The sequence below is a fragment of the Novosphingobium sp. LASN5T genome, assembly GCF_003856955.1.
Classification (GTDB): domain Bacteria; phylum Pseudomonadota; class Alphaproteobacteria; order Sphingomonadales; family Sphingomonadaceae; genus Novosphingobium.
Genome location: NZ_RQSI01000001.1, coordinates 252,291 through 269,974 on the forward strand (window position 1 = coordinate 252,291; position 17,684 = coordinate 269,974).

The 17,684-nt window shown below is 66.2% G+C and carries 21 protein-coding genes and 1 tRNA gene; 2 read left to right on the forward strand and 20 right to left on the reverse strand.

The window, feature by feature from the left end:
- Positions 1–13: 13 nt before the first annotated feature.
- From EH199_RS01215 to ahcY, 5 genes are all read right to left on the reverse strand, one after another.
- A complete protein-coding gene (locus EH199_RS01215; protein WP_124807452.1) occupies positions 14–736 on the reverse strand; it encodes a nucleotidyltransferase family protein in 723 nt (240 codons plus the stop codon).
- Positions 733–1,728 carry an aminoglycoside phosphotransferase family protein gene (locus tag EH199_RS01220; protein ID WP_124807453.1) on the reverse strand — a complete coding sequence of 332 codons (996 nt, stop codon included), beginning with the start codon at positions 1,726–1,728 and terminating at the stop codon, positions 733–735. The genes EH199_RS01215 and EH199_RS01220 overlap by 4 nt, the downstream gene beginning before the upstream one ends.
- Positions 1,719–2,174 carry a tRNA (adenosine(37)-N6)-threonylcarbamoyltransferase complex ATPase subunit type 1 TsaE gene (gene tsaE, locus EH199_RS01225; RefSeq protein ID WP_124807454.1) on the reverse strand — a complete coding sequence of 152 codons (456 nt, stop codon included), beginning with the start codon at positions 2,172–2,174 and terminating at the stop codon, positions 1,719–1,721. The genes EH199_RS01220 and tsaE overlap by 10 nt, the downstream gene beginning before the upstream one ends.
- A complete protein-coding gene (locus EH199_RS01230) occupies positions 2,171–4,522 on the reverse strand; it encodes a PAS domain-containing sensor histidine kinase (RefSeq protein WP_124807455.1) in 2,352 nt (783 codons plus the stop codon). The genes tsaE and EH199_RS01230 overlap by 4 nt, the downstream gene beginning before the upstream one ends.
- Before the next feature lie 187 nt (positions 4,523–4,709).
- The gene (gene ahcY, locus EH199_RS01235; protein ID WP_124807456.1) at positions 4,710–6,119 is read right to left on the reverse strand and encodes an adenosylhomocysteinase; all 1,410 of its coding nucleotides are present in this window, start codon (positions 6,117–6,119) and stop codon (positions 4,710–4,712) included.
- A 323-nt stretch (positions 6,120–6,442) separates the two neighbouring features.
- Here ahcY and EH199_RS01240 point away from each other — a divergent pair, with 323 nt between their 5' ends.
- Complete coding sequence (locus EH199_RS01240; protein WP_124807457.1) at positions 6,443–6,922, forward strand: peroxiredoxin; 480 nt, start codon at positions 6,443–6,445, stop codon at positions 6,920–6,922.
- Between the two features lie 68 nt (positions 6,923–6,990).
- Here EH199_RS01240 and EH199_RS01245 read toward each other — a convergent pair whose 3' ends face one another.
- From EH199_RS01245 to grxC, 11 genes are all read right to left on the reverse strand, one after another.
- A complete protein-coding gene (locus EH199_RS01245; protein WP_124807458.1) occupies positions 6,991–7,710 on the reverse strand; it encodes a TorF family putative porin in 720 nt (239 codons plus the stop codon).
- Positions 7,710–8,174 carry a hypothetical protein gene (locus tag EH199_RS01250; RefSeq protein ID WP_124807459.1) on the reverse strand — a complete coding sequence of 155 codons (465 nt, stop codon included), beginning with the start codon at positions 8,172–8,174 and terminating at the stop codon, positions 7,710–7,712. The genes EH199_RS01245 and EH199_RS01250 overlap by 1 nt, the downstream gene beginning before the upstream one ends.
- A 116-nt stretch (positions 8,175–8,290) precedes the next feature.
- A complete protein-coding gene (locus tag EH199_RS01255) occupies positions 8,291–8,719 on the reverse strand; it encodes a PaaI family thioesterase (protein WP_124807460.1) in 429 nt (142 codons plus the stop codon).
- Positions 8,720–8,752: 33 nt separating this feature from the next.
- Positions 8,753–9,364, reverse strand: a complete 612-nt coding sequence (gene folE / locus EH199_RS01260; RefSeq protein ID WP_124807461.1) for a GTP cyclohydrolase I FolE — start codon at positions 9,362–9,364, stop codon at positions 8,753–8,755.
- A 215-nt stretch (positions 9,365–9,579) separates the two neighbouring features.
- Positions 9,580–9,891 carry a septum formation initiator family protein gene (locus EH199_RS01265; RefSeq protein WP_124807462.1) on the reverse strand — a complete coding sequence of 104 codons (312 nt, stop codon included), beginning with the start codon at positions 9,889–9,891 and terminating at the stop codon, positions 9,580–9,582.
- A 316-nt stretch (positions 9,892–10,207) separates the two neighbouring features.
- A complete protein-coding gene (gene infA / locus EH199_RS01270) occupies positions 10,208–10,459 on the reverse strand; it encodes a translation initiation factor IF-1 (RefSeq protein ID WP_124807463.1) in 252 nt (83 codons plus the stop codon).
- A gap of 4 nt (positions 10,460–10,463) precedes the next feature.
- On the reverse strand, positions 10,464–10,670 hold the full coding sequence (locus EH199_RS01275; RefSeq protein ID WP_124807464.1) for a cold-shock protein: 207 nt from the start codon (positions 10,668–10,670) through the stop codon (positions 10,464–10,466).
- 170 nt (positions 10,671–10,840) lie between these two features.
- Positions 10,841–10,917: transfer RNA gene (locus EH199_RS01280), tRNA-Arg, on the reverse strand.
- Positions 10,918–11,008: 91 nt separating this feature from the next.
- Positions 11,009–11,530, reverse strand: coding sequence for a DUF1178 family protein (locus EH199_RS01285; protein WP_124807465.1), 522 nt, complete (start codon positions 11,528–11,530; stop codon positions 11,009–11,011).
- 49 nt (positions 11,531–11,579) lie between these two features.
- The gene (locus tag EH199_RS01290; protein ID WP_124807466.1) at positions 11,580–12,446 is read right to left on the reverse strand and encodes a carbon-nitrogen hydrolase family protein; all 867 of its coding nucleotides are present in this window, start codon (positions 12,444–12,446) and stop codon (positions 11,580–11,582) included.
- A gap of 3 nt (positions 12,447–12,449) precedes the next feature.
- Positions 12,450–12,716: a glutaredoxin 3 gene (gene grxC, locus EH199_RS01295; protein WP_124807467.1), complete on the reverse strand. Its 267-nt coding sequence runs from the start codon at positions 12,714–12,716 to the stop codon at positions 12,450–12,452.
- A 211-nt stretch (positions 12,717–12,927) separates the two neighbouring features.
- Here grxC and EH199_RS01300 point away from each other — a divergent pair, with 211 nt between their 5' ends.
- On the forward strand, positions 12,928–13,389 hold the full coding sequence (locus tag EH199_RS01300) for an Hsp20 family protein (protein ID WP_124807468.1): 462 nt from the start codon (positions 12,928–12,930) through the stop codon (positions 13,387–13,389).
- A 71-nt stretch (positions 13,390–13,460) separates the two neighbouring features.
- Here the strand turns inward: EH199_RS01300 and EH199_RS01305 are convergent, their stop codons facing one another.
- The 4 genes from EH199_RS01305 to tpiA all read right to left on the reverse strand — a co-directional run bounded on the left by EH199_RS01305 (position 13,461) and on the right by tpiA (position 17,401).
- Positions 13,461–14,165: a Crp/Fnr family transcriptional regulator gene (locus tag EH199_RS01305; protein ID WP_124807469.1), complete on the reverse strand. Its 705-nt coding sequence runs from the start codon at positions 14,163–14,165 to the stop codon at positions 13,461–13,463.
- Positions 14,166–14,313: 148 nt separating this feature from the next.
- Positions 14,314–15,945 carry a CTP synthase gene (locus EH199_RS01310; RefSeq protein WP_124807470.1) on the reverse strand — a complete coding sequence of 544 codons (1,632 nt, stop codon included), beginning with the start codon at positions 15,943–15,945 and terminating at the stop codon, positions 14,314–14,316.
- A gap of 195 nt (positions 15,946–16,140) precedes the next feature.
- The gene (secG, locus tag EH199_RS01315; RefSeq protein WP_124807471.1) at positions 16,141–16,548 is read right to left on the reverse strand and encodes a preprotein translocase subunit SecG; all 408 of its coding nucleotides are present in this window, start codon (positions 16,546–16,548) and stop codon (positions 16,141–16,143) included.
- A gap of 82 nt (positions 16,549–16,630) precedes the next feature.
- Positions 16,631–17,401, reverse strand: a complete 771-nt coding sequence (gene tpiA / locus EH199_RS01320) for a triose-phosphate isomerase (protein ID WP_124807472.1) — start codon at positions 17,399–17,401, stop codon at positions 16,631–16,633.
- Between the last annotated feature and the right edge of the window lie 283 nt (positions 17,402–17,684).

Genomic DNA, 17,684 nt, shown 5'->3' on the forward strand with positions numbered 1-17,684 from the left:
GCTCATCGCCGCGTCACATCCGGGTCAGCGCGGCCTCGGTCGGCGCGATCATCTGCGGCTCGCCAACCTCGTACCACAGCCCGGTATGCGACACGCCATGAAGCCGCCCTTCGGCAATGGCACGGTTCCACAGCACGCCGGTGGAGAACGATCCTTCGGGCGCGTCGCGCAGCAGGCGGTGGGAGACGATCTGCAACCCGGTATAGATGAACGGTGCGATCCGGCCGGGCCGGCGGCGCGTGATCCGCCCTTCCTGATCGAGATGGAAGTCACCCAGCCCCTGATAGTTGAACGCGCGCGCATGGTTCACCAGCAGCAGCAGCGCGTCCATCTTCTCAGGGTCCCACGCATCGCTCAACGCGCCGAAGGCGTTGCGCGGGCCATCGAGCCAGATGTTGTCGCTGTTCACGCAGAAAAACGGATCGGCATCGATCAACGGCAGGGCGCGGATCATGCCGCCGCCGGTTTCCAGCAGGGCATCGCGTTCGTCCGAGATCGAAATCGCGGGGTGCTGCCTCTGTTCGAGATAGGCCTCGATCTGATCGGGCAGGTAATGGACGTTGACCACCGCGCGCGCGACGCCGGCTTCTTCCAGCTTGTCGAGCGCGTAGTCGATCAGCGGCTTGCCCGCCACGCGCACCAGCGGCTTGGGCCGCGTCGCGGTAAGCGGGCGCATCCGCTTGCCGATGCCAGCGGCCATGACCATGGCCACATCGCTGGCGAGAGGCTTGGTCATACCAAAAACACCCCGCCGCCCGCCGCGCGCACTTCGCCCGGGATATTCGCATCGAACCAGCGCGCCACCGGCGCGAGCGCGGGGTGCGCCAGATCGCGTTCGAGCATTGCCCACACGCGGGGGATATAGCCAAGGTAGCGCGGCTTGCCGTCGCGCTTCCACAGGCGCACGAAAATCCCCACGATCTTGGCATTGCGCTGCGCGCCCAGCACGGCGTAATCGGCCAGGAAATCGTCGCCCGGCCGCGCCCGCTCGACGTAATAGTCGAACATCGCGGCTTCGAGTTCGGCGCTGACGTCGCGCCGCGCGTCCTGCAACAGCGAGACCAAGTCATAGGCCGGATGACCCGCCAGCGCGTCCTGGAAATCGAGCAGACCCTGATTGCCCGTACCGCCCAGCAGCATGATGTTTTCGGCGTGGTAATCGCGCAGCACCGTCACGCCCTCGCCCTGCCGGGCCAGCAGCGGCGTCAGCACCTCTTCCCACGCCGCGGCCCAGCCGCGCGCGTCGACCTGCAGCCCGCGCGCGGGGCAGAACCAGTCGGTGAACAGCTTGGTCTCGCGCAAGTACTCCGCCATGCCATAGGGCGGGAACGGCCCGGCGGGGAGCGTGCCGGCCTTGAGCAGCGCGTCGATCGCGGCGCGATAGACCGCCTCCTCGTCCTGCGGCCAGGCCTCGACATATTCGCGCATCCGCACGTCGCCGAAGTCTTCGAGCAGGACGAAGCCCTCCTCCGCCCGTTCGGCCAGAATGCGCGGTGCGCGCAACCCGTTGGCATCGAGCCACTTCGCCGCGCGCAGGAACGGCGCGGGATCTTCCTGCGGCGGTGGCGCGTGCATGAGCATCGCATCGCCAGCCCCGCCGCGAATGCGGAAGTAGCGGCGGAACGAGGCATCGCCGGGCAGCGGATCGATCGTCGCACCGGTCCAGCCGGCTTCGGCCAGAAACGCTTCGACGCCAACGGGGACGCCATCGGGTATCGTCAGGTCCATGATCCGCGCTCTATCCAATCCGGACCCGGCTCGACAATGGCCGCGCGCCCGCTTTCCGCCGATTCCAACAGGATTGAAAGGCAACCGCGCTCGTGGGCAAAGCCCCCGGCGTGTTCGGGCCATTCGGCCAGCATCGCCGCCCCCATGCGATAGTCATCCAGCCCCAGTTCCTCCACTTCGGAAGGGTCTTCCAGCCGATAGAAGTCCGCGTGCACCAGCGGCAGGCGCACCGTCGGCGGATCGTAGCATTCGATGATCGCGAAACTGGGCGAAGGCACCTCGCCCTCGTGCCCCAGCGCGGCGATCACCGCGCGCGCCAGCGTGGTCTTGCCCGCGCCCAGCCCGCCCGAAAGCGCCACCACGTCGCCGGGCCGCAACCGCCCGGCGATCCGCGCGGCCAGCGCCTCGGTCGCGGCGATATCGGGCAGGGGAACGCGCTCGCTCACGGCAGGTCCACGATCGCGGCGGTGCCCTGCCCCGGTTCGGACAGAAGCTCGATGGTGCCGCCGTGCGCTTCCACCAGTTGCCGCACCAGCGGCAGGCCCAGTCCCTGCCGCCGCTCCGCCGCGCGGCCATCGGGCGTGACCTTCAGGCCCTCCATCGCGCGCGCCAGCACCGCCGGCTCCATGCCGCCGCCATTGTCAGAGATCACCACCCGCACCCCCTGGCGTTGGCGCGTGCATTCGATCAGGATGCGCCCGCCCTCCAGCGTGGCGGCGATGGCATTATCCACCAGTTGGCCAAAGGCCCGCGCCAGCCGCCGCGCGTCGCCCGTCACCGTGCCGACCGAGGCATTGCCGCGCAAGTCGAGCGACAAGCCCGCGGCGGAAATCCGGTCCGAGCGTTCCTTGACGACGCCGGTCAGCAGGGGAAAAATCTTCACCGGATCGCGCGCCAGCGGCAGCGTGCCAGCCTCGCTCTGCGACAGGTCGAGCACGTTCTCGATCTGCTCGCCCAGCCGCTCGACCGAGGCGAGGATCGCCGCCACGTATTCCTGGCCCTGCGGCGTCAGTTCACCGGCGATACCGCTTTGCAGCAGTTCGGCAAACCCGCCGATGGAGGTCAGCGGCGTGCGGAATTCATAGCTCATGTTGGCGATGAAGCGCGTTTTCACCGCATCGGCTTCCACCAGCGCCGCATTGCGTTCGCGCAGCGCGGTTTCGGCCTTCTGCGAATCCGTGATGTCCAGCACCGTCAGCAGTCCGTTGCCATCGGGCAGCGGCACGCCCGCGAATTCCAGATAGCGCCCGTCGGCCAGCGCCAGCCGCCCGCTGCGCTGGCGGCGCTCCAGCGTCGCCGCCTGGATCACCTGACCGATCGTGCCGACTTGCGATGGGCGCTTCAATTGCTGGGCGATGCGGGTGAGCAGCACGTCCGCGCGCGGGTGGGTATCGAGGAAGCTGTCCTCCAGCCCCCATTCGGCCACGAAGCGGCGGTTCCACAGCTGCAACCGGCCATCGGGCGCGAACACGGCCAGCGCTTCGAACAGGTTGTCGAAGGTGGCTGTGCGCGTGCGCAGCAGCGTGTCGCGCGTCGCCGAAAGCTGGAGCTGTTCGGTGCGGTCCTCGAAGATCATCAGCAGCCCGCCATCGGGCATCGGCTGGCCCACCACGCGCAAGTGCGTGCCATCGTGGAGGTGCCACGATTCCTCGCGGGGATCGCGTGCCAGGAACCAGCCCTGCCGTTCGCGTCGCCATTCGGGGAAATCGCGCACTTCGGGCAGGCGCCCGGCATCGCGGATGCGATCCAGCACGCGGTCGAACGGCGGGGTATCGGCCACCCACGCCTGCGGCACGCCGAAGATGCGCAGGAACGGCTGATTGGCGAAAACGAGATTCCGGCGGTCGTCAAACTGCGCGATGCCGGCGGACAGCGTATCCAGCATCTCGCGCTGGGCTTCGCGGAACCGGCGGAACTGGCGCATCAGCTCCTCCAGCTCCTCGATGTCCACGGCATAGCCGGCGACGCCTTCATCCCCCAGCGGCAAGTCGCTGACCCGCACCGAGCGGCGCTGGCCGCCGATCGTGGCGGACACGATGCGTTCGACCGGCGCCTTGCGCGCCAGCACGTGCCGCGCCACTTGCGCCGCGGTCAGCCCGTCGGCCGGCTCGATCAATTCGATGCCTTGCGTGACGACATCGTCCGCGCTCTTGGCCCCCACCGCCTTCACATAGGCGCTGTTCACCAGCCGCAATTCCATGTCGGGGCCGCGAAACCACATCGGCAGCGGCGCCGCCTCGATCAAGCCGGAAAGGCCGGCGAAATCGGCGCGCGCCCCGGCCGCCTCCGCGCGCAGCTTGCGCAGTTCGGCCTCGCTGTCGCTGAAATCGAAGACCCACACCAGCGCGGAGCCGCCGGGAGAAACCTGCGGGTCCGCCAGATGCCCGCGCACCGCCAGGCAGCGCGTGCCGCCGCGCGGGGTCAGCACCATGCGGAACGCCGCGCCGGTCTTCTGCGCGCGGCGCACGGCATCGCTCAGCTGCGAAAGCTGCACTTCGTTGAGGCCGCGATCGCTGGCATCGCCGGCATCGAGTTCGGAAAGATAGCCCGGCATGGCATCGAGGCCCAGCCAGCCCGCCAGCCGCGATGGCCCCTCGATCCGCCCGTCGGCCCGCACCAGCAGCGGCAGAGCGGGCGATTCGTCCACCATCCGCGTCAGCCGGCGCGCCAGCCGGTGATGCGCTTCCGCCTTGCGCGCCCGCGCGCGCGCGACAAGCACGGCCCAGCCGGCCGCAACGGTCCATGCGGCAACCAGCAGTCCCACGATGACCAGCACGGTCTGGTTCAGAAGCATCCGCCCCTCGCTATGCGGGCCTTGCGCCGATGACAACCGGCACGCACTTCAAATCTGGTGAGGAGCGCCGCGAAAGCCACCATATCGTGCGAAGCCGCAAGGCGGTTCCCACGAAAACGGCCCCCGCAGCCGTGCTGGGGGGCCGTATAGCATTTCCACATCGCCTGGCCGCCGTAGCGGCGACGGGTCAGTAGCGGTAGTGATCCGGCTTGAACGGTCCCGCTTCCGAAACGCCGATGTAGGCCGCCTGCTTGGGCGAGAGCTTCGACAGCTTCACGCCCAGCTTTTCGAGGTGCAGCGCGGCCACCTTTTCGTCGAGGTGCTTGGGCAGCACGTAGACATCGTTCTTGTACTGGTCAGACTTGGTGAACAGTTCGATCTGCGCCAGCGTCTGGTTGGTGAAGCTGGACGACATGACGAAGCTGGGATGGCCGGTGGCGCAGCCCAGGTTCACCAGCCGGCCCTTGGCCAGCACGATGATCTGCTTGCCGTCGGGGAACTCGACGAGGTCGGTGCCCGGCTTCACTTCGGTCCACTTGTAGTTCGACAGCGCGGCGATCTGGATCTCGCTGTCGAAGTGGCCGATGTTGCAGACGATCGCCATCGGCTTCATCGCCTTCATGTGCTCGGCGGTGATCACGTCCTCGTTGCCGGTCGCCGTCACGAAGATGTCGCAACGCGTGACCGCTTCTTCCATGGTGACGACTTCATAGCCTTCCATCGCCGCCTGCAGCGCGCAGATCGGATCGATTTCGGTGACCATCACGCGCGCGCCGCCCTGGCGCAGCGAGGCGGCGGAGCCCTTGCCCACATCGCCGAAGCCGGCAACGCAGGCGACCTTACCGGCCAGCATCACGTCGGTCGCGCGGCGGATCGCGTCAACCAGCGATTCCTTGCAGCCATAGAGGTTGTCGAACTTCGACTTGGTGACGGAATCGTTCACGTTGATCGCGGGGAACGGCAGCTTGCCGTCCTTGGCGATCTGGTACAGGCGGTGGACGCCGGTCGTGGTCTCTTCCGAAACGCCCTTGATGGCCTTCACCGACTGGGTGAGGTAGCCGGGCTTCTTCTTGAGGAACGCGGTGAGCGCGCGGACGAACTCGATTTCCTCGGCGTTCGAAGGCTCGAACAGCTTTTCGCCGGCTTCGACGCGCGCGCCCCACAGCGCGAACATGGTGGCATCGCCGCCGTCGTCGAGGATCATGTTGGCGGTCTGGTCATCACCCCAGTCGAAGATCGAACCGACGTAATCCCAGTAGTCGGCCAGGCTTTCGCCCTTCACCGCGAACACGGGGATGCCGGCGGCGGCGATTGCGGCGGCGGCGTGGTCCTGGGTCGAGAAGATGTTGCAGGTGGCCCAGCGCACGTCGGCGCCCAGCGCCACCAGCGTTTCGATGAGAACGGCGGTCTGGATCGTCATGTGCAGCGATCCGGTGATGCGCGCGCCCTTGAGCGGCTGTGCAGCGCCGAATTCCTGGCGCAGCGCCATCAGGCCGGGCATTTCGGTTTCGGCGATCGCGATTTCCGCGCGGCCGAAGTCGGCAAGCCCGATATCGGCGATCACATAGTCCTTTTCGGCATCGAGCACGCTGGCCACGAAGCATTCTCCTGGATGAGTTCAAGCCCGCCCGCCGGACCACACGATAGCGGCCGACAGGTTGGCGGGTCTGCCGCCGCCTTAGCCGCTTGCACGAGCGGACGCAATATAAAGGAAACTTTATATGGCTGCATTAACGTCTCGAAAGAACGCAAACCCGCAAACCGCGCAGGACCGGGCGGGACGCCCTTCCCCACCGACGAAATTTCTCGCCCGCGCTTGCGCTTGTGTTGCACCGTCTTGCGGCTGGCCTATATCCTCCCTGCTGTCATAGACCCGGCCGACAGGTCCGGGCGGCACATCCAGAAGAAAGGACATTGGGGATGACGATTGCGGTTGGAGAAAAGCTGCCCGACGTGAAGCTGGTCAAGGCCACGGCGGAAGGCCCGGAAGCGGTGCAGAGCGCCGACTACTTCAAGGGCAAGAAGGTCGCCCTGTTCTCGGTTCCCGGCGCGTTCACGCCCACCTGTTCGGCCAAGCACCTGCCGGGCTTCGTCGAGAAGGCCGCCGATCTCAAGGCCAAGGGCATTGATGAAATCGCCTGCACGGCGGTTAACGATCCCTTCGTCATGAAGGCGTGGGGCGCGGCCAGCGGCTCGCCCGACGTGACCATGCTGGCGGACGGAAATGGCGATTTCGCCAAGGCCGTGGGCCTCACCATGGATGGCTCGGGCTTCGGCCTCGGCACGCGCGGCCAGCGCTTCTCGATGGTGGTGAACGATGGCGTGGTCGAACAGCTCCACGTCGAAGCGCCGGGCGATTTCAAGGTCAGCTCAGCCGAATACATGCTCGAAAACCTCTGAGCGCTTTCCGGCCCTTCCCCCGTGCGGGAAGGGCCGGACGCTTCGCCGACCGTTAGAACGCGGGTCCTTCAGAACGACAGCCGCACGCGCCCGATCACCCGGTCGCCCGCGTGCCCGCCGGGCGCTGCGTCCTTCACATCGGTCCCTGTATAATCCAGCCCAACCAGCAGCGGACCCCGTGCATAGTCCGCGCCGATCCGCCAGTCGGTATAGGCCCCGTGCGGTCGCAGCCGCGCCGCGCGCGCGGGATCGCGCACGCTACCCCGCGAATGGCCGAGCGAGGCCGAAAGGCTGAACGGTGTTGCCGGAATACCCAGCGCGGCATCGCCATAGAAGTACAGGTTGTCGCCGCCGATCGCGCTTTGCCGCGGGGCATAGCGCGCACCGGCCCCGATCCGCGCCGGCCCCAGCGCATAGCTGGCGCCCAGCCCCAGTTCGGCATAGTGAGCGGCATCGGCCGCGCCCGCGAACAGATGCCCGGAAACCAGCGCGCTCACGTCGAACAGGCCGATCGTCCAGCGGCGTGCCAGCGTCAGATCGGCCACGGCATCCGCTCCCAGATGCCGCGCCGCGCCGCGCGTGGCCGCCATTCGCGCGGACAGGTCGAAACCCGCGAGGGAAACCGCAGCGTCTGCCGAAGCGCTTGCCTTGCCCTCGCTCCAGCTCAGTCCGCGACGAACCTCGTCGGTCGTCGCCTCCACCCCGAACGAGGGCATACCCTGCGCCTGCGCGGTCGCAACACCAGCCATGAGGGCCGGCACCGCCAGTATCGTCGCGCGGATCGCCATCAGCCTTCCCGATGCCCCGCGTGCAATCGCTCGGCGTCCGCGATCACCTCCTGCCGATCTTCCCGCGCGGCGGCGAGCATTTCGGCGCGCAGCTGGTCGGTGCGCCGCGCCACTTCTCCGGCGATCGCGGATTCCTGCCCCTTGCACCATCCCGCGCGCGTGCCGGTGAGCACACGCGGCCGCTCAAGCTGCCGGCTTGCGAGCGCGCCCGAAGGCAAGCGCGCTTCGCGCCGAACGGTGAGATCGACGCTCCACACACAGCGCAGTGAGGCCATGCGGCCGCCCGGTCCTGGCGCGCCGACCTGGCGCTGCACCGTTTGCGTCATCACCTGATAGCGCGCCTCGACGGTGCCGCCGCGATGCTCGATACGTTCGACGTGATCGGGCGCGGCCGGTGCTGTTGCTATGGCGGGCGTGGCCAGCCCTACGCCGGACAACAGCCCGGCGATACACAATGCCTTCATGGTTCGGTCTCCTGCAATGCCCCGGCCTCTTTTTTCGCCGGTGACGGAGACAAACCTAGTGCGCCCGACGCACCTGCAAAGCCCTGGAATTGTAATGTATTTTGTCTGGCTCAGGGCTACCCCGGCAGCGCGTAAGTGACTATCGCCTGCGCGACGGGCTCGTCGGGATCACTCTGCCACAGCCGCACGTCGATCATCGCCAACCGCCGGCCCAGCTTCAGCAGGCGCGCTTCCGCGATGACCCGCGCGCGCCGAGCGCCGCGCAGGAACGCGATATTGAGATTGCTGGTGACCGCCATAGCCTGCGGCCCAATGTGGGCCAGCACCACCGCGTAGGCGGCCACGTCCGCCAGCGCCATCTGTGTCGGTCCGGACACGAGATCACCGGGCCGCAGACTTTCTCCGCCCGGATCGAGGTGCATGCGGGCCAGACCGGGGGCAATGTCTGAGACCACGCCGATACGCGCGTGCGCTTCCTCCGGAAACGCACGCAGCAAAAAGGCCTGGAGGTCCGGCACGGTCATCACGGGTTTGTACTGCGCCATCGACAGCCCTGATGGGAATGTTCGCGCGCCCGATCAGTAGCCCATCAGGCTCAGCACTTCCTTGCGGCTGCGCGAATCCTCTAGGAAGCAGCCCAGCATCCGGCTGGTCACCATGCCAACGCCCGGCGTGCGCACGCCACGGCCGGTCATGCAGCCATGCTGCGCCTCGATCACCACGGCCACGCCCTGCGGATGCAGGTTGTCCCAGATGCATTGCGCGACTTCCGCCGTCAGCCGTTCCTGGATCTGCAGGCGCTGGGCAAAGCCGTGCAGCACGCGTGCCAGCTTGGAAATGCCCACGACCTTGCGGCTCGGCAGATAGGCGATCGCCGCCTTGCCGGTGATCGGCGCCATGTGGTGTTCGCAATGCGACTGGAAGGGAATGTCCTTCAGCAGCACGATCTCGTCGTAGCCGCCCACTTCCTCGAACTGGCGCGTCAGGTGGATGGCCGGATCGTCGGCATAGCCCTGGCAATATTCGCGCCAGGCGCGCGCCACGCGCTTGGGCGTATCGAGCAGCCCTTCGCGCGCCGGATCGTCACCGGTCCAGCGGATCAGCGTGCGGATAGCTTCCTGCACCTCCTGCGGCACCGGCTCCTTGCCGCGCGCCAGATCTTCGTCGTCAGTGCCGGTCGAGCAAGCCATTTCGTTCCCCTGATGCCGGGTTTCTTTTCCGGTCGCTTTGCACGTGGAATTACCCGCCGGGTAGTGCCTCGCGATATGAACCGCAATGCCCGCTTGGTTTCAGGCCCGCAAGTGGCACTTTTCTGCCCTCATGGGCATGGCCAGTTTGCGCAGAGCGCATCGCTTGCCCCGCATAAAGCGTCAACAAGCACGCGTCGGGCGAACGAAGTCGCGAATTACTGGTGCGGAATGACCAGCTCGTCAGGGTGCGCGACGTTAAGGTTGCTGCGCAGCAACTCGCCCACCAGATCAGGATCGGCGTGGCGCGGATCGAGGAGGTTGACGCGGTTACGCAAATGATCGCGCTCCGCCGTCAGTTGCGCCACTTCCTTCTGGCGCTGTTCGAGCATCCGCGCGTTCTCGCTCCAGGCGAGCAGTCCGCTCGGCCCGGCCAGCCCCATGGCGCCCAGAAACAGCAACGCCAGCAGCGCCGCCGTCTGGGTCAGGCTTTCCTTGGGCAGTCGCAGATTGTGGCGGCGGCGCTTCATTCTGTCACAGAATCATACTTAACCATTGGATTCAAGCCCTAATCCAATGGACCGGCCTGACGCGCCGCTATCGCAAGCGGCGCCAGGCGGCAAGAACGAAGGTCAATCGACCATCTGCATGACCGCGGCCTGCAATTCGCGGCGGGTCAGCTGCGGAGACTGGCGGGGGCTGAGTACGAAACCGCGATGGCGGTCAATCGATGGATGCGGGTTGCGCATCCGGGGAAAACTGGAAACCAAATTGGAAAAAAACATGAATACCTTGAATATGTTATGCAATATTGCGCGTTGATTGCGCGCCGTCCTGAGTTGAGTGTTAGCGCCGCTTGCGGAACGCGCCCGTGCTCTGGACCTTTTCGCGGAACACGATGCGTCCCTTGGTCAGATCATAGGGCGTCATTTCGACCTTGACCCGGTCGCCCACGATCGAGCGGATGCGGAATTTCCGCATCTTGCCCGCCGTATAGGCGATGATCCGGTGATCGTTCTCCAGGACGACGCCGAAGCGGCCGTCCGGGAGAATTTCATCGATCTGGCCGTCGAGTGTCAGAAGATCCTCTTTGGCCAAGGGATCAAACCGTTTCCAGGTTGACGGCCGACGTCTTGCCGCGACGGTCGGTTTCCAGCTCGTACTTGACGCGCTGGTCCTTGTTCAGCGTGGCCATGCCCGAACGCTCGACGGCGCTGATGTGGACAAAGTTGTCGGGCGCGCCGTCTTCCGGCGCGATGAAACCGTAACCCTTGTCGGAATTGAAGAATTTGACGGTGCCGATAGGCATGGTGTGTTTCCTTTTCACGAAAACGAAAAACCCACCCGCAACAGCGCGGATGGAGCCGGTAGCGTGACAAAGGAAGGAGAGCCGTGGCCGGCGTCAAATTCCGTCGAAAGCGACGATAGCAAAAGGAACCTAGGGCTTTTGCCGGAAAAAGTCAAGGTTCGCGCTGAAAGTGGTGCGCCCGACAGGATTCGAACCTGTGGCCCCCAGATTAGGAATCTGGTGCTCTATCCTGCTGAGCTACGGGCGCCCGCGCTCCCTTTAGGGGGCCTCGTGCGCGCTGGCAATCGCGCTTGATCGCAACATGGCGATCTGTCTGCGCCAATGCGCGTTGCGGGACGTCAGTTGGTTTCGCCGGGCGGCGCGATCGGAAACAGCACTGGCGCGATCTCGATCCCTTCCTCGATCAGATCACGCGCTTCCTCGGGCGTGGCCTGGCCGTGGATCGCCTCCACGTCCTTTTCGCCATAGTGCATCGCCCGCGCATCGTCGGCGAAGCTGTCGCCCACCCATTTCGAGGACTTGAGCGCTTCGGCCTGCATCGTCGCCAGCGCCTTGAACATGGCGACCGCCTCGGGAGGAAGACCTCCGCCCGCCATCACTTGCGGTGAGGAACTGCCAGCCGTTACAGGCGCTGGCGCGGAGGCCACGGCCGCGCCCTTGTCGGTCGGCACCCGAGCCGGAACCTGGTTGCCCTTGCGCCCCACATGCGGGGCCATCACCGCCTTGCCGACATCACCGGAGCCGCAGGTGGGACAGGTGAGGAGACCCCGCGCCTGCTGCTGCGCGAAGTCGTCCGACGAGCCGAACCAGCCCTCGAAACGATGCCCGCCATCGCGGCACTCAAGATCAAAGACGATCATATGACAGCCGATTTAGGCATTTCGCGGCCCGCCGCAAGAGCCTCGCGGTTCACCCTGCCGGGATCGGCTGCTTGTTGATGAGGCTGGGCAGTTGCGCACGCACTTCGGCGATGCGCATGGGATCAAGCGTGGCGAAGCCCAGGCCGGGTTCCTCGCCCATGTCCAGCAGCACTTCGCCCCATGGATCGATGACGAGGCTGTGCCCGTAGGTCTCGCGCCCGTCCTCGTGCCGTCCGGCCTGCGCTGTGGCGATCACGAAGGCGCTGGCTTCCACCGCGCGGGCGCGCTGCATCAGGTGCCAGTGCGCCTTGCCGGTGGGCACGGTGAACGCCGCCGGGATGGCGATGACATCGCACTGCCGCCGACCGAGTTGCTCGAACAGGGCGGGAAAGCGCACGTCGTAACAGATCGCCAGCCCCAGCCGGCCGATCGGCGTTTCCGCCGTTACCACGCTGTCACCGGGGCGATAGGCGGCGGATTCGCGCCAGCTTTCACCCGTGGCCAGATCGACGTCGAACATGTGGATCTTGTCATAGCGCGCCACGATCGCGCCGGTGGCGTCGATCAGGAACGAACGGTTGGCCCAGCGCCCTTCGCCCGATGCGGCTTCCCCGGTTATGGCTTCGCCGCCGCGCTGCACAGCCAGCGATCCGATGGCCACCCAGATGCCGTGTTGCGCCGCCGCCGCGCGCACCGCCGCCAGCACCGGATTGGCGTCTTCCGCCACGATATGCGGCGTCGCGCGCTTGCGGTCGCGGTCGAGCAGGCCCGCCATTTCGGGCGTGAACAGGATTGCCGCGCCGCCGTGCGCCGCGCGGCCCACGGCATCCACGATCGCCGCGGCATTGGCTGCGGGATCGATGCCGGTGGTCATCTGGAACAGCGCAACCCGCACCGGACCATCGGGCATGGTCATGCCCTAGAGGCCCAGCAGGGGATCGAGCTTGCCGGCGGAATCCAGCGCATAGAGATCGTCGCAGCCGCCGACGTGGGTTTCGCCGACGAAGATTTGCGGCACCGTCATTGCCGCGGGCGCGCGGGCGAGCATTTCCTGCTTCTTCGGGCCGCCCATGGTCACATCGAATTCCTCGAAGGCCACGCCCTTCTTTTCGAGCAGCGCCTTGGCCCGCACGCAGTAGGGGCAACCCCATTTGGTGTAGATATCGACTTTGGGCGTTCCGGCCATGATGTCCTCTTGTCCGGGCGCGTCCGGGAACGCGCCCTTCGCTGTTTGCATGCACGCGAAAATGCGCATCGGGGTCTTGAATTTCAACCGGGCTATCACACATCCATTTTCGTGTCATGCGCCGCGCTGGCGGGCATGACCACAAGGTCCAAGGGAACGCCGAACCGGGTTCCTGCGGGAGAGTGCAGATTGCTCAACAGAGGATATTGCCATGAACCGTTTTGATTTCACTCCCTATCGCCGCACCACCGTGGGTTTCGATCGCCTGTTCGACCTGCTCGAACGCCAGGCCCGCGCCAATGCCGGCGATAACTATCCGCCCTTCAACATCGAACGCCGTGGCGAGGATGCCTACCGCATCACGCTGGCCGTCGCCGGCTTCAAGCCGGAAGACATCGACATCACCGCCCAGCAGAACCTGCTGGTGGTGAAGGGTGCCAAGCCGGATGCCGAGGACCGTCAGTTCCTCCATGTCGGGATCGCCAATCGCGGCTTCGAGCGCCGCTTCGAACTGGCCGATTTCGTGCGCGTGGAAGCGGCGGATCTTGCCGACGGGCTGCTCACCATCGACCTCGTGCGCGAAGTGCCCGAAGCGATGAAGCCCAAGAAGGTGCTGATCGGCGAACAGAAGCCGCTGAAGGTGATCGAAGGCGATGCCAGCGCCGCCGCTTGATCGCTTCCATCCGGTGCCGTGAAATCAGGGCGGTCCCTTCGGGGGCCGCCCTTTTTGAATCGGGCGAAACTCTACCAGGCTTCGGCCACGTCGATCAGCGCCTGCCGATCGAGAATGGTCACGCGCCCGCCCTTCAGGCCGACCAGGCCGTTTTCGGCCCAGGCCGAAAGCTGGCGGTTGATCTGTTCGCGTGACATGCCGGCAAAGTTGCCCAGTTCGCCCTGGCTCAGCGCGATCTTGAGCTTCCCGCCGGCGCCGTTTTCCTCGATGTTGGCGTTTTCCGCCATCATCAGGCGCAGCAGGAACCGCGCAAGCCGTGGACCGGAGGTATAGGCCCGGTCCGCCTCGATCACCGCGTTGTTCTGGCGCAGGCGGCGAGCCATGGCGCGCAACAGGCGCAGCGCCAGCCCCTTGTGCAGATCGATGATGTCGGCAAAGGCCGTGCGGCTCAGGCACAGCGCCTCCGTCGGATCGATCGCCTCGACGCTGGCAGTGCGCTCCCCGCCGTCGAGGAACGCGATCTCGCCCAGCACATGGCCTGGCTCGGCATAGTCGAGGATGATTTCCCGGCCGTTCGCGGCCACCATGCTGACGCGCGCAAGCCCCTTGAGGATGATGAAGAGCGTATCGCCCTCCTCCCCCTGCGCCATCAGTTCCTGCCCCGGCTTGAACGTGCGCAGGTGCGCGCGGCGGATGATGTCGGATAGCTCCGCCTGCTCGCAATCGGCGAACAGGCTTTGCGCGGCCAGCGTGTCCGCAAGCTTGGCGGCGTCCATCGTTCAGTATCCCCCAGCAATACCCCGAACGGATTACGGGAATCCGCTCCACCGCGGACAAATAGCCAGAGGAAACTGGCTTTGGCCAGTGCCTAAAGTTAACAAACGGTGAGGATTTGCGCCCCGGGCCGCGCTGGCCCGGCCTGTTTCAGAACAGGCGGGCCTGCTTGACCGCCGCCTCGATGAAGCCGCGGAACAGCGGGTGCGGATCGAACGGGCGGCTCTTGAGTTCGGGGTGGAACTGCACGCCGATGAACCAGGGATGGTCCGGCCGTTCGACGATCTCGGGCAGCAGTCCGTCGGGCGACATGCCGGAAAATACCAGCCCACCCTTTTCCAGCGGCGCGCGATAGGCGCCGTTCACTTCGTAACGGTGGCGGTGGCGCTCGCTGATCGTCGTCGAACCGTAGATCTGCGCGACATGGCTGTTTCCGTCGAGCCTTGCCTCATAGGCGCCCAGCCGCATCGTGCCGCCAAGGTCACCGCCCGCCTGCCGCTTTTCGAGCCCTTCGGGCGTCATCCATTCGGTGATGATGCCCACCACCGGCTCGTCGGTCGGGCCGAACTCGGTGGACGACGCGGCGGCGATGCCGGCGGTGTTGCGCGCGCCTTCGATGCAGGCCATCTGCATGCCCAGGCAGATGCCGAAGAACGGCACGTTGCGTTCGCGCGCGAAGCGGACGGACGCGATCTTCCCCTCGGTGCCGCGCTCGCCGAAGCCACCCGGCACCAGGATGCCGTGCATCGGCTCCAGATGCGCGGCGATCTCGCTGTCGTCCTTCTCGAACAGTTCGGCGTCGAGCCACTTGATGTTGACCTTGACGCGGTTGGCCATGCCACCGTGGACCAGCGCCTCGTTCAGCGACTTGTAGGCGTCCTGCAGCCCCACGTACTTGCCGACGACGCCGATCGTCACCTCGCCCTCGGGGTTCTGGTGGCGGTCGACGATATCGTCCCAGCGGGCAAGGTCCGGCTCCGGCGCGGTCAGGCCGAAGTGGCGCAGCACTTCAGCGTCCAGCCCCTCGGCATGGTACTGCAGCGGTACCGCATAGATGCTCGACGCGTCCAGCGCCGGGATCACCGCCGATTTGCGCACATTGCAGAACTGCGCGATCTTGGCGCGCTCGCCTTCGGGCAGCGGCTTTTCGCAACGGCACAGCAGGATGTCAGGCTGGATGCCCAGCCCGGTCAGCTCGCGCACCGAATGCTGGGTAGGCTTGGTCTTCAGCTCGCCGGCGGCCGCGATATAGGGCACCAGCGTGACGTGGACGAAACAGGTCTGGTCGCGGTCCAGCTCGTTGTGGAGCTGGCGCAGCGCCTCGATGAACGGCAGCCCCTCGATGTCGCCCACTGTGCCGCCGATCTCGCACAATACGAAATCGAGGTCCTCGGTTTCGGTCTGCGCGAAGTCCTTGATCGCGTCGGTTACGTGCGGGATCACCTGCACCGTGGCGCCCAGGTAATCGCCCCGGCGCTCCTTGGCGATGATGTCTCGGTAGATGCGGCCCGACGTGATGTTGTCTGCCTGGCGCGCGGACACGCCAGTGAAGCGCTCGTAGTGTCCCAGATCGAGGTCGGTTTCCGCGCCGTCGTCGGTCACATAGACCTCGCCGTGCTGGTACGGGCTCATCGTGCCCGGATCGACGTTGAGATAAGGATCGAACTTGCGGATTCGCACGCGATAGCCGCGCGCCTGCAACAGCGCGGCGAGGCTTGCCGCCATGAGACCTTTGCCGAGCGAGGAGACCACGCCGCCGGTGATAAATATGTACCGCGCCATGGGAGTCGGGCCTTAGCGTCAGAGGTTGAATGGACGCAAGCGGTTACCGGAGAAATTGCTCCGGCAATCCACAAGCTGGATGATTGCGGCCCTTATGTGGCCGCTGAAACGGTCGATCGGCAACAAGCAAAGCGCCCGCCCCGCAAGCCCGGAAAAGGATGCGGGATCGGTGCGCGCTCTATTGCCGGGTAACGGTTACTGCTTCGCGGCACCCTTGAGCGGGTCGGCCGGAACCGCCGCGGGCGCAGGCGCGCTGCCCTGAACGGGCGCCGCTGGCTGCTGGCTCGGCTGCTGACCTTGCGCCGGCGCCAGCGGATCAGCCTTGGGCGCCGGGACCGAACGGTCAAGCGAAGTGTCGATCGTGCTGCCCGAGCTGGTCTTCACCGCCAGCGCGGCAAGCGCGATGCTCAGCACCACGAACGCCGTGGCGAGCACCGTCGTCGCGCGCGTCAGGAAATCCGCCGCGCCGCGCGCCGACATGAAGCCCGAAGGGCTTCCGCCAACGCCCAGGCCGCCACCTTCGGACTTCTGGATCAGGATGACACCGACCAGCGCGGCCGCGACCAGCGCCTGCACGACGGTAAGGAAAATGAAAAGCGACATGATGTTCTGCCTGAAACGATTGGGGCGCATGTAGGCCGCGAACCCGCCGATGGCAAGGCACCGGCTGAGGCCCGGCTGGCGCTCAGGCTTCGCCCGACCCCGCGGCGGCGATGATCGGCAGGAACGCTTCCGCCGTCAGGCTCGCTCCGCCCACCAGCGCGCCACCCACGTCGGCCGCCGACAGCAGATCGGCCGCGTTGCCGGCGTTGACCGAGCCGCCATAGAGAATGCGCACCTTGTCCGCCGCCTCGCCATAGGCAGCGTTGAGCCGCGCGCGCACGGCGGCGTGCATCGCGACCACGTCTTCCACCGCCGCCACGCGGCCGGTACCGATCGCCCATACCGGTTCATAGGCGACGGCGATCTTGCCCGCCGCAGCGGCGGCCTGCGCTTCGTCGCCCACCGGCAAAGACGCCGAAACCTGACCGGAAACCACCGCTTCAGCCTTGCCCGCGTCGCGCTCTTCCAGCGTTTCGCCCACGCAAACGATGATCGCCAGCCCGGCCGTCAGCGCGGCATCGGCCTTGGCACGCACGGCGGCATCGGTCTCGCCGTGATCGCGCCGGCGTTCACTGTGCCCCAGAATCACGAAATCGGCGCCAATGTCCGCCAGCATCGCGGCGGAGACGTCGCCCGTATGCGCGCCCTTCACTTCGGCGTGGCAATCCTGCCCGCCGACATTCATCGCGCTCACCGCCTCGCGCAGCGTGTTGATCAGCGTGAACGGCGGCGCGAGCGCAACTTGCACATCGGGAAAGCGTTCGGCGGCACGGTCGATGGCACGGGCTTCGGCCAGCATGGCGCGCGTACCGTTCATCTTCCAGTTGCCAACGATGAAAGGCCGATGAGTCATAGGCTTCGACTGGTCCCCCTAGCAAAACTCGGATTCGCGCCTCCTGGACGTAAGCGAGGCGGACTGAATCGCCGCGCGGCTAACAAACCGCGCATAAGAATGCAAAACGGTTCCTCACAATACGGGGGAAAGCGTTCTCTGCCCGGGCGAAAGCGTTTTGCGCCGCGCCATGCCGCCGCAGAGCGTGGCCGCAGGGTGGCCCCGAGCGCGGCCCCGAGCGCGACCATTGCAGGATTCGCGTTTGGTCCCTAAGGCAAGGCCCCTCGTTCGCGCGTGTAGCGTG

What these genes read in the sequence shown, in the direction of transcription:
- EH199_RS01250 (WP_124807459.1), bottom strand. Translation starts at nt 8,174, where the DNA reads ATGAAGGCATTGTGTATCGCCGGGCTGTTGTCCGGCGTAGGGCTGGCC.
- EH199_RS01300 (WP_124807468.1), top strand. Translation starts at nt 12,928, where the DNA reads ATGAACCGTTTTGATTTCACTCCCTATCGCCGCACCACCGTGGGTTTC.
- EH199_RS01245 (WP_124807458.1), bottom strand. Translation starts at nt 7,710, where the DNA reads ATGGCGATCCGCGCGACGATACTGGCGGTGCCGGCCCTCATGGCTGGT.
- EH199_RS01265 (WP_124807462.1), bottom strand. Translation starts at nt 9,891, where the DNA reads ATGAAGCGCCGCCGCCACAATCTGCGACTGCCCAAGGAAAGCCTGACC.
- EH199_RS01255 (WP_124807460.1), bottom strand. Translation starts at nt 8,719, where the DNA reads ATGGCGCAGTACAAACCCGTGATGACCGTGCCGGACCTCCAGGCCTTT.
- EH199_RS01220 (WP_124807453.1), bottom strand. Translation starts at nt 1,728, where the DNA reads ATGGACCTGACGATACCCGATGGCGTCCCCGTTGGCGTCGAAGCGTTT.
- tpiA (WP_124807472.1), bottom strand. Translation starts at nt 17,401, where the DNA reads ATGACTCATCGGCCTTTCATCGTTGGCAACTGGAAGATGAACGGTACG.
- EH199_RS01230 (WP_124807455.1), bottom strand. Translation starts at nt 4,522, where the DNA reads ATGCTTCTGAACCAGACCGTGCTGGTCATCGTGGGACTGCTGGTTGCC.
- grxC (WP_124807467.1), bottom strand. Translation starts at nt 12,716, where the DNA reads ATGGCCGGAACGCCCAAAGTCGATATCTACACCAAATGGGGTTGCCCC.
- EH199_RS01215 (WP_124807452.1), bottom strand. Translation starts at nt 736, where the DNA reads ATGACCAAGCCTCTCGCCAGCGATGTGGCCATGGTCATGGCCGCTGGC.
- EH199_RS01275 (WP_124807464.1), bottom strand. Translation starts at nt 10,670, where the DNA reads ATGCCTATCGGCACCGTCAAATTCTTCAATTCCGACAAGGGTTACGGT.
- EH199_RS01310 (WP_124807470.1), bottom strand. Translation starts at nt 15,945, where the DNA reads ATGGCGCGGTACATATTTATCACCGGCGGCGTGGTCTCCTCGCTCGGC.
- EH199_RS01285 (WP_124807465.1), bottom strand. Translation starts at nt 11,530, where the DNA reads ATGATCGTCTTTGATCTTGAGTGCCGCGATGGCGGGCATCGTTTCGAG.
- EH199_RS01290 (WP_124807466.1), bottom strand. Translation starts at nt 12,446, where the DNA reads ATGACCATGCCCGATGGTCCGGTGCGGGTTGCGCTGTTCCAGATGACC.
- EH199_RS01305 (WP_124807469.1), bottom strand. Translation starts at nt 14,165, where the DNA reads ATGGACGCCGCCAAGCTTGCGGACACGCTGGCCGCGCAAAGCCTGTTC.
- secG (WP_124807471.1), bottom strand. Translation starts at nt 16,548, where the DNA reads ATGTCGCTTTTCATTTTCCTTACCGTCGTGCAGGCGCTGGTCGCGGCC.
- folE (WP_124807461.1), bottom strand. Translation starts at nt 9,364, where the DNA reads ATGGCTTGCTCGACCGGCACTGACGACGAAGATCTGGCGCGCGGCAAG.
- EH199_RS01240 (WP_124807457.1), top strand. Translation starts at nt 6,443, where the DNA reads ATGACGATTGCGGTTGGAGAAAAGCTGCCCGACGTGAAGCTGGTCAAG.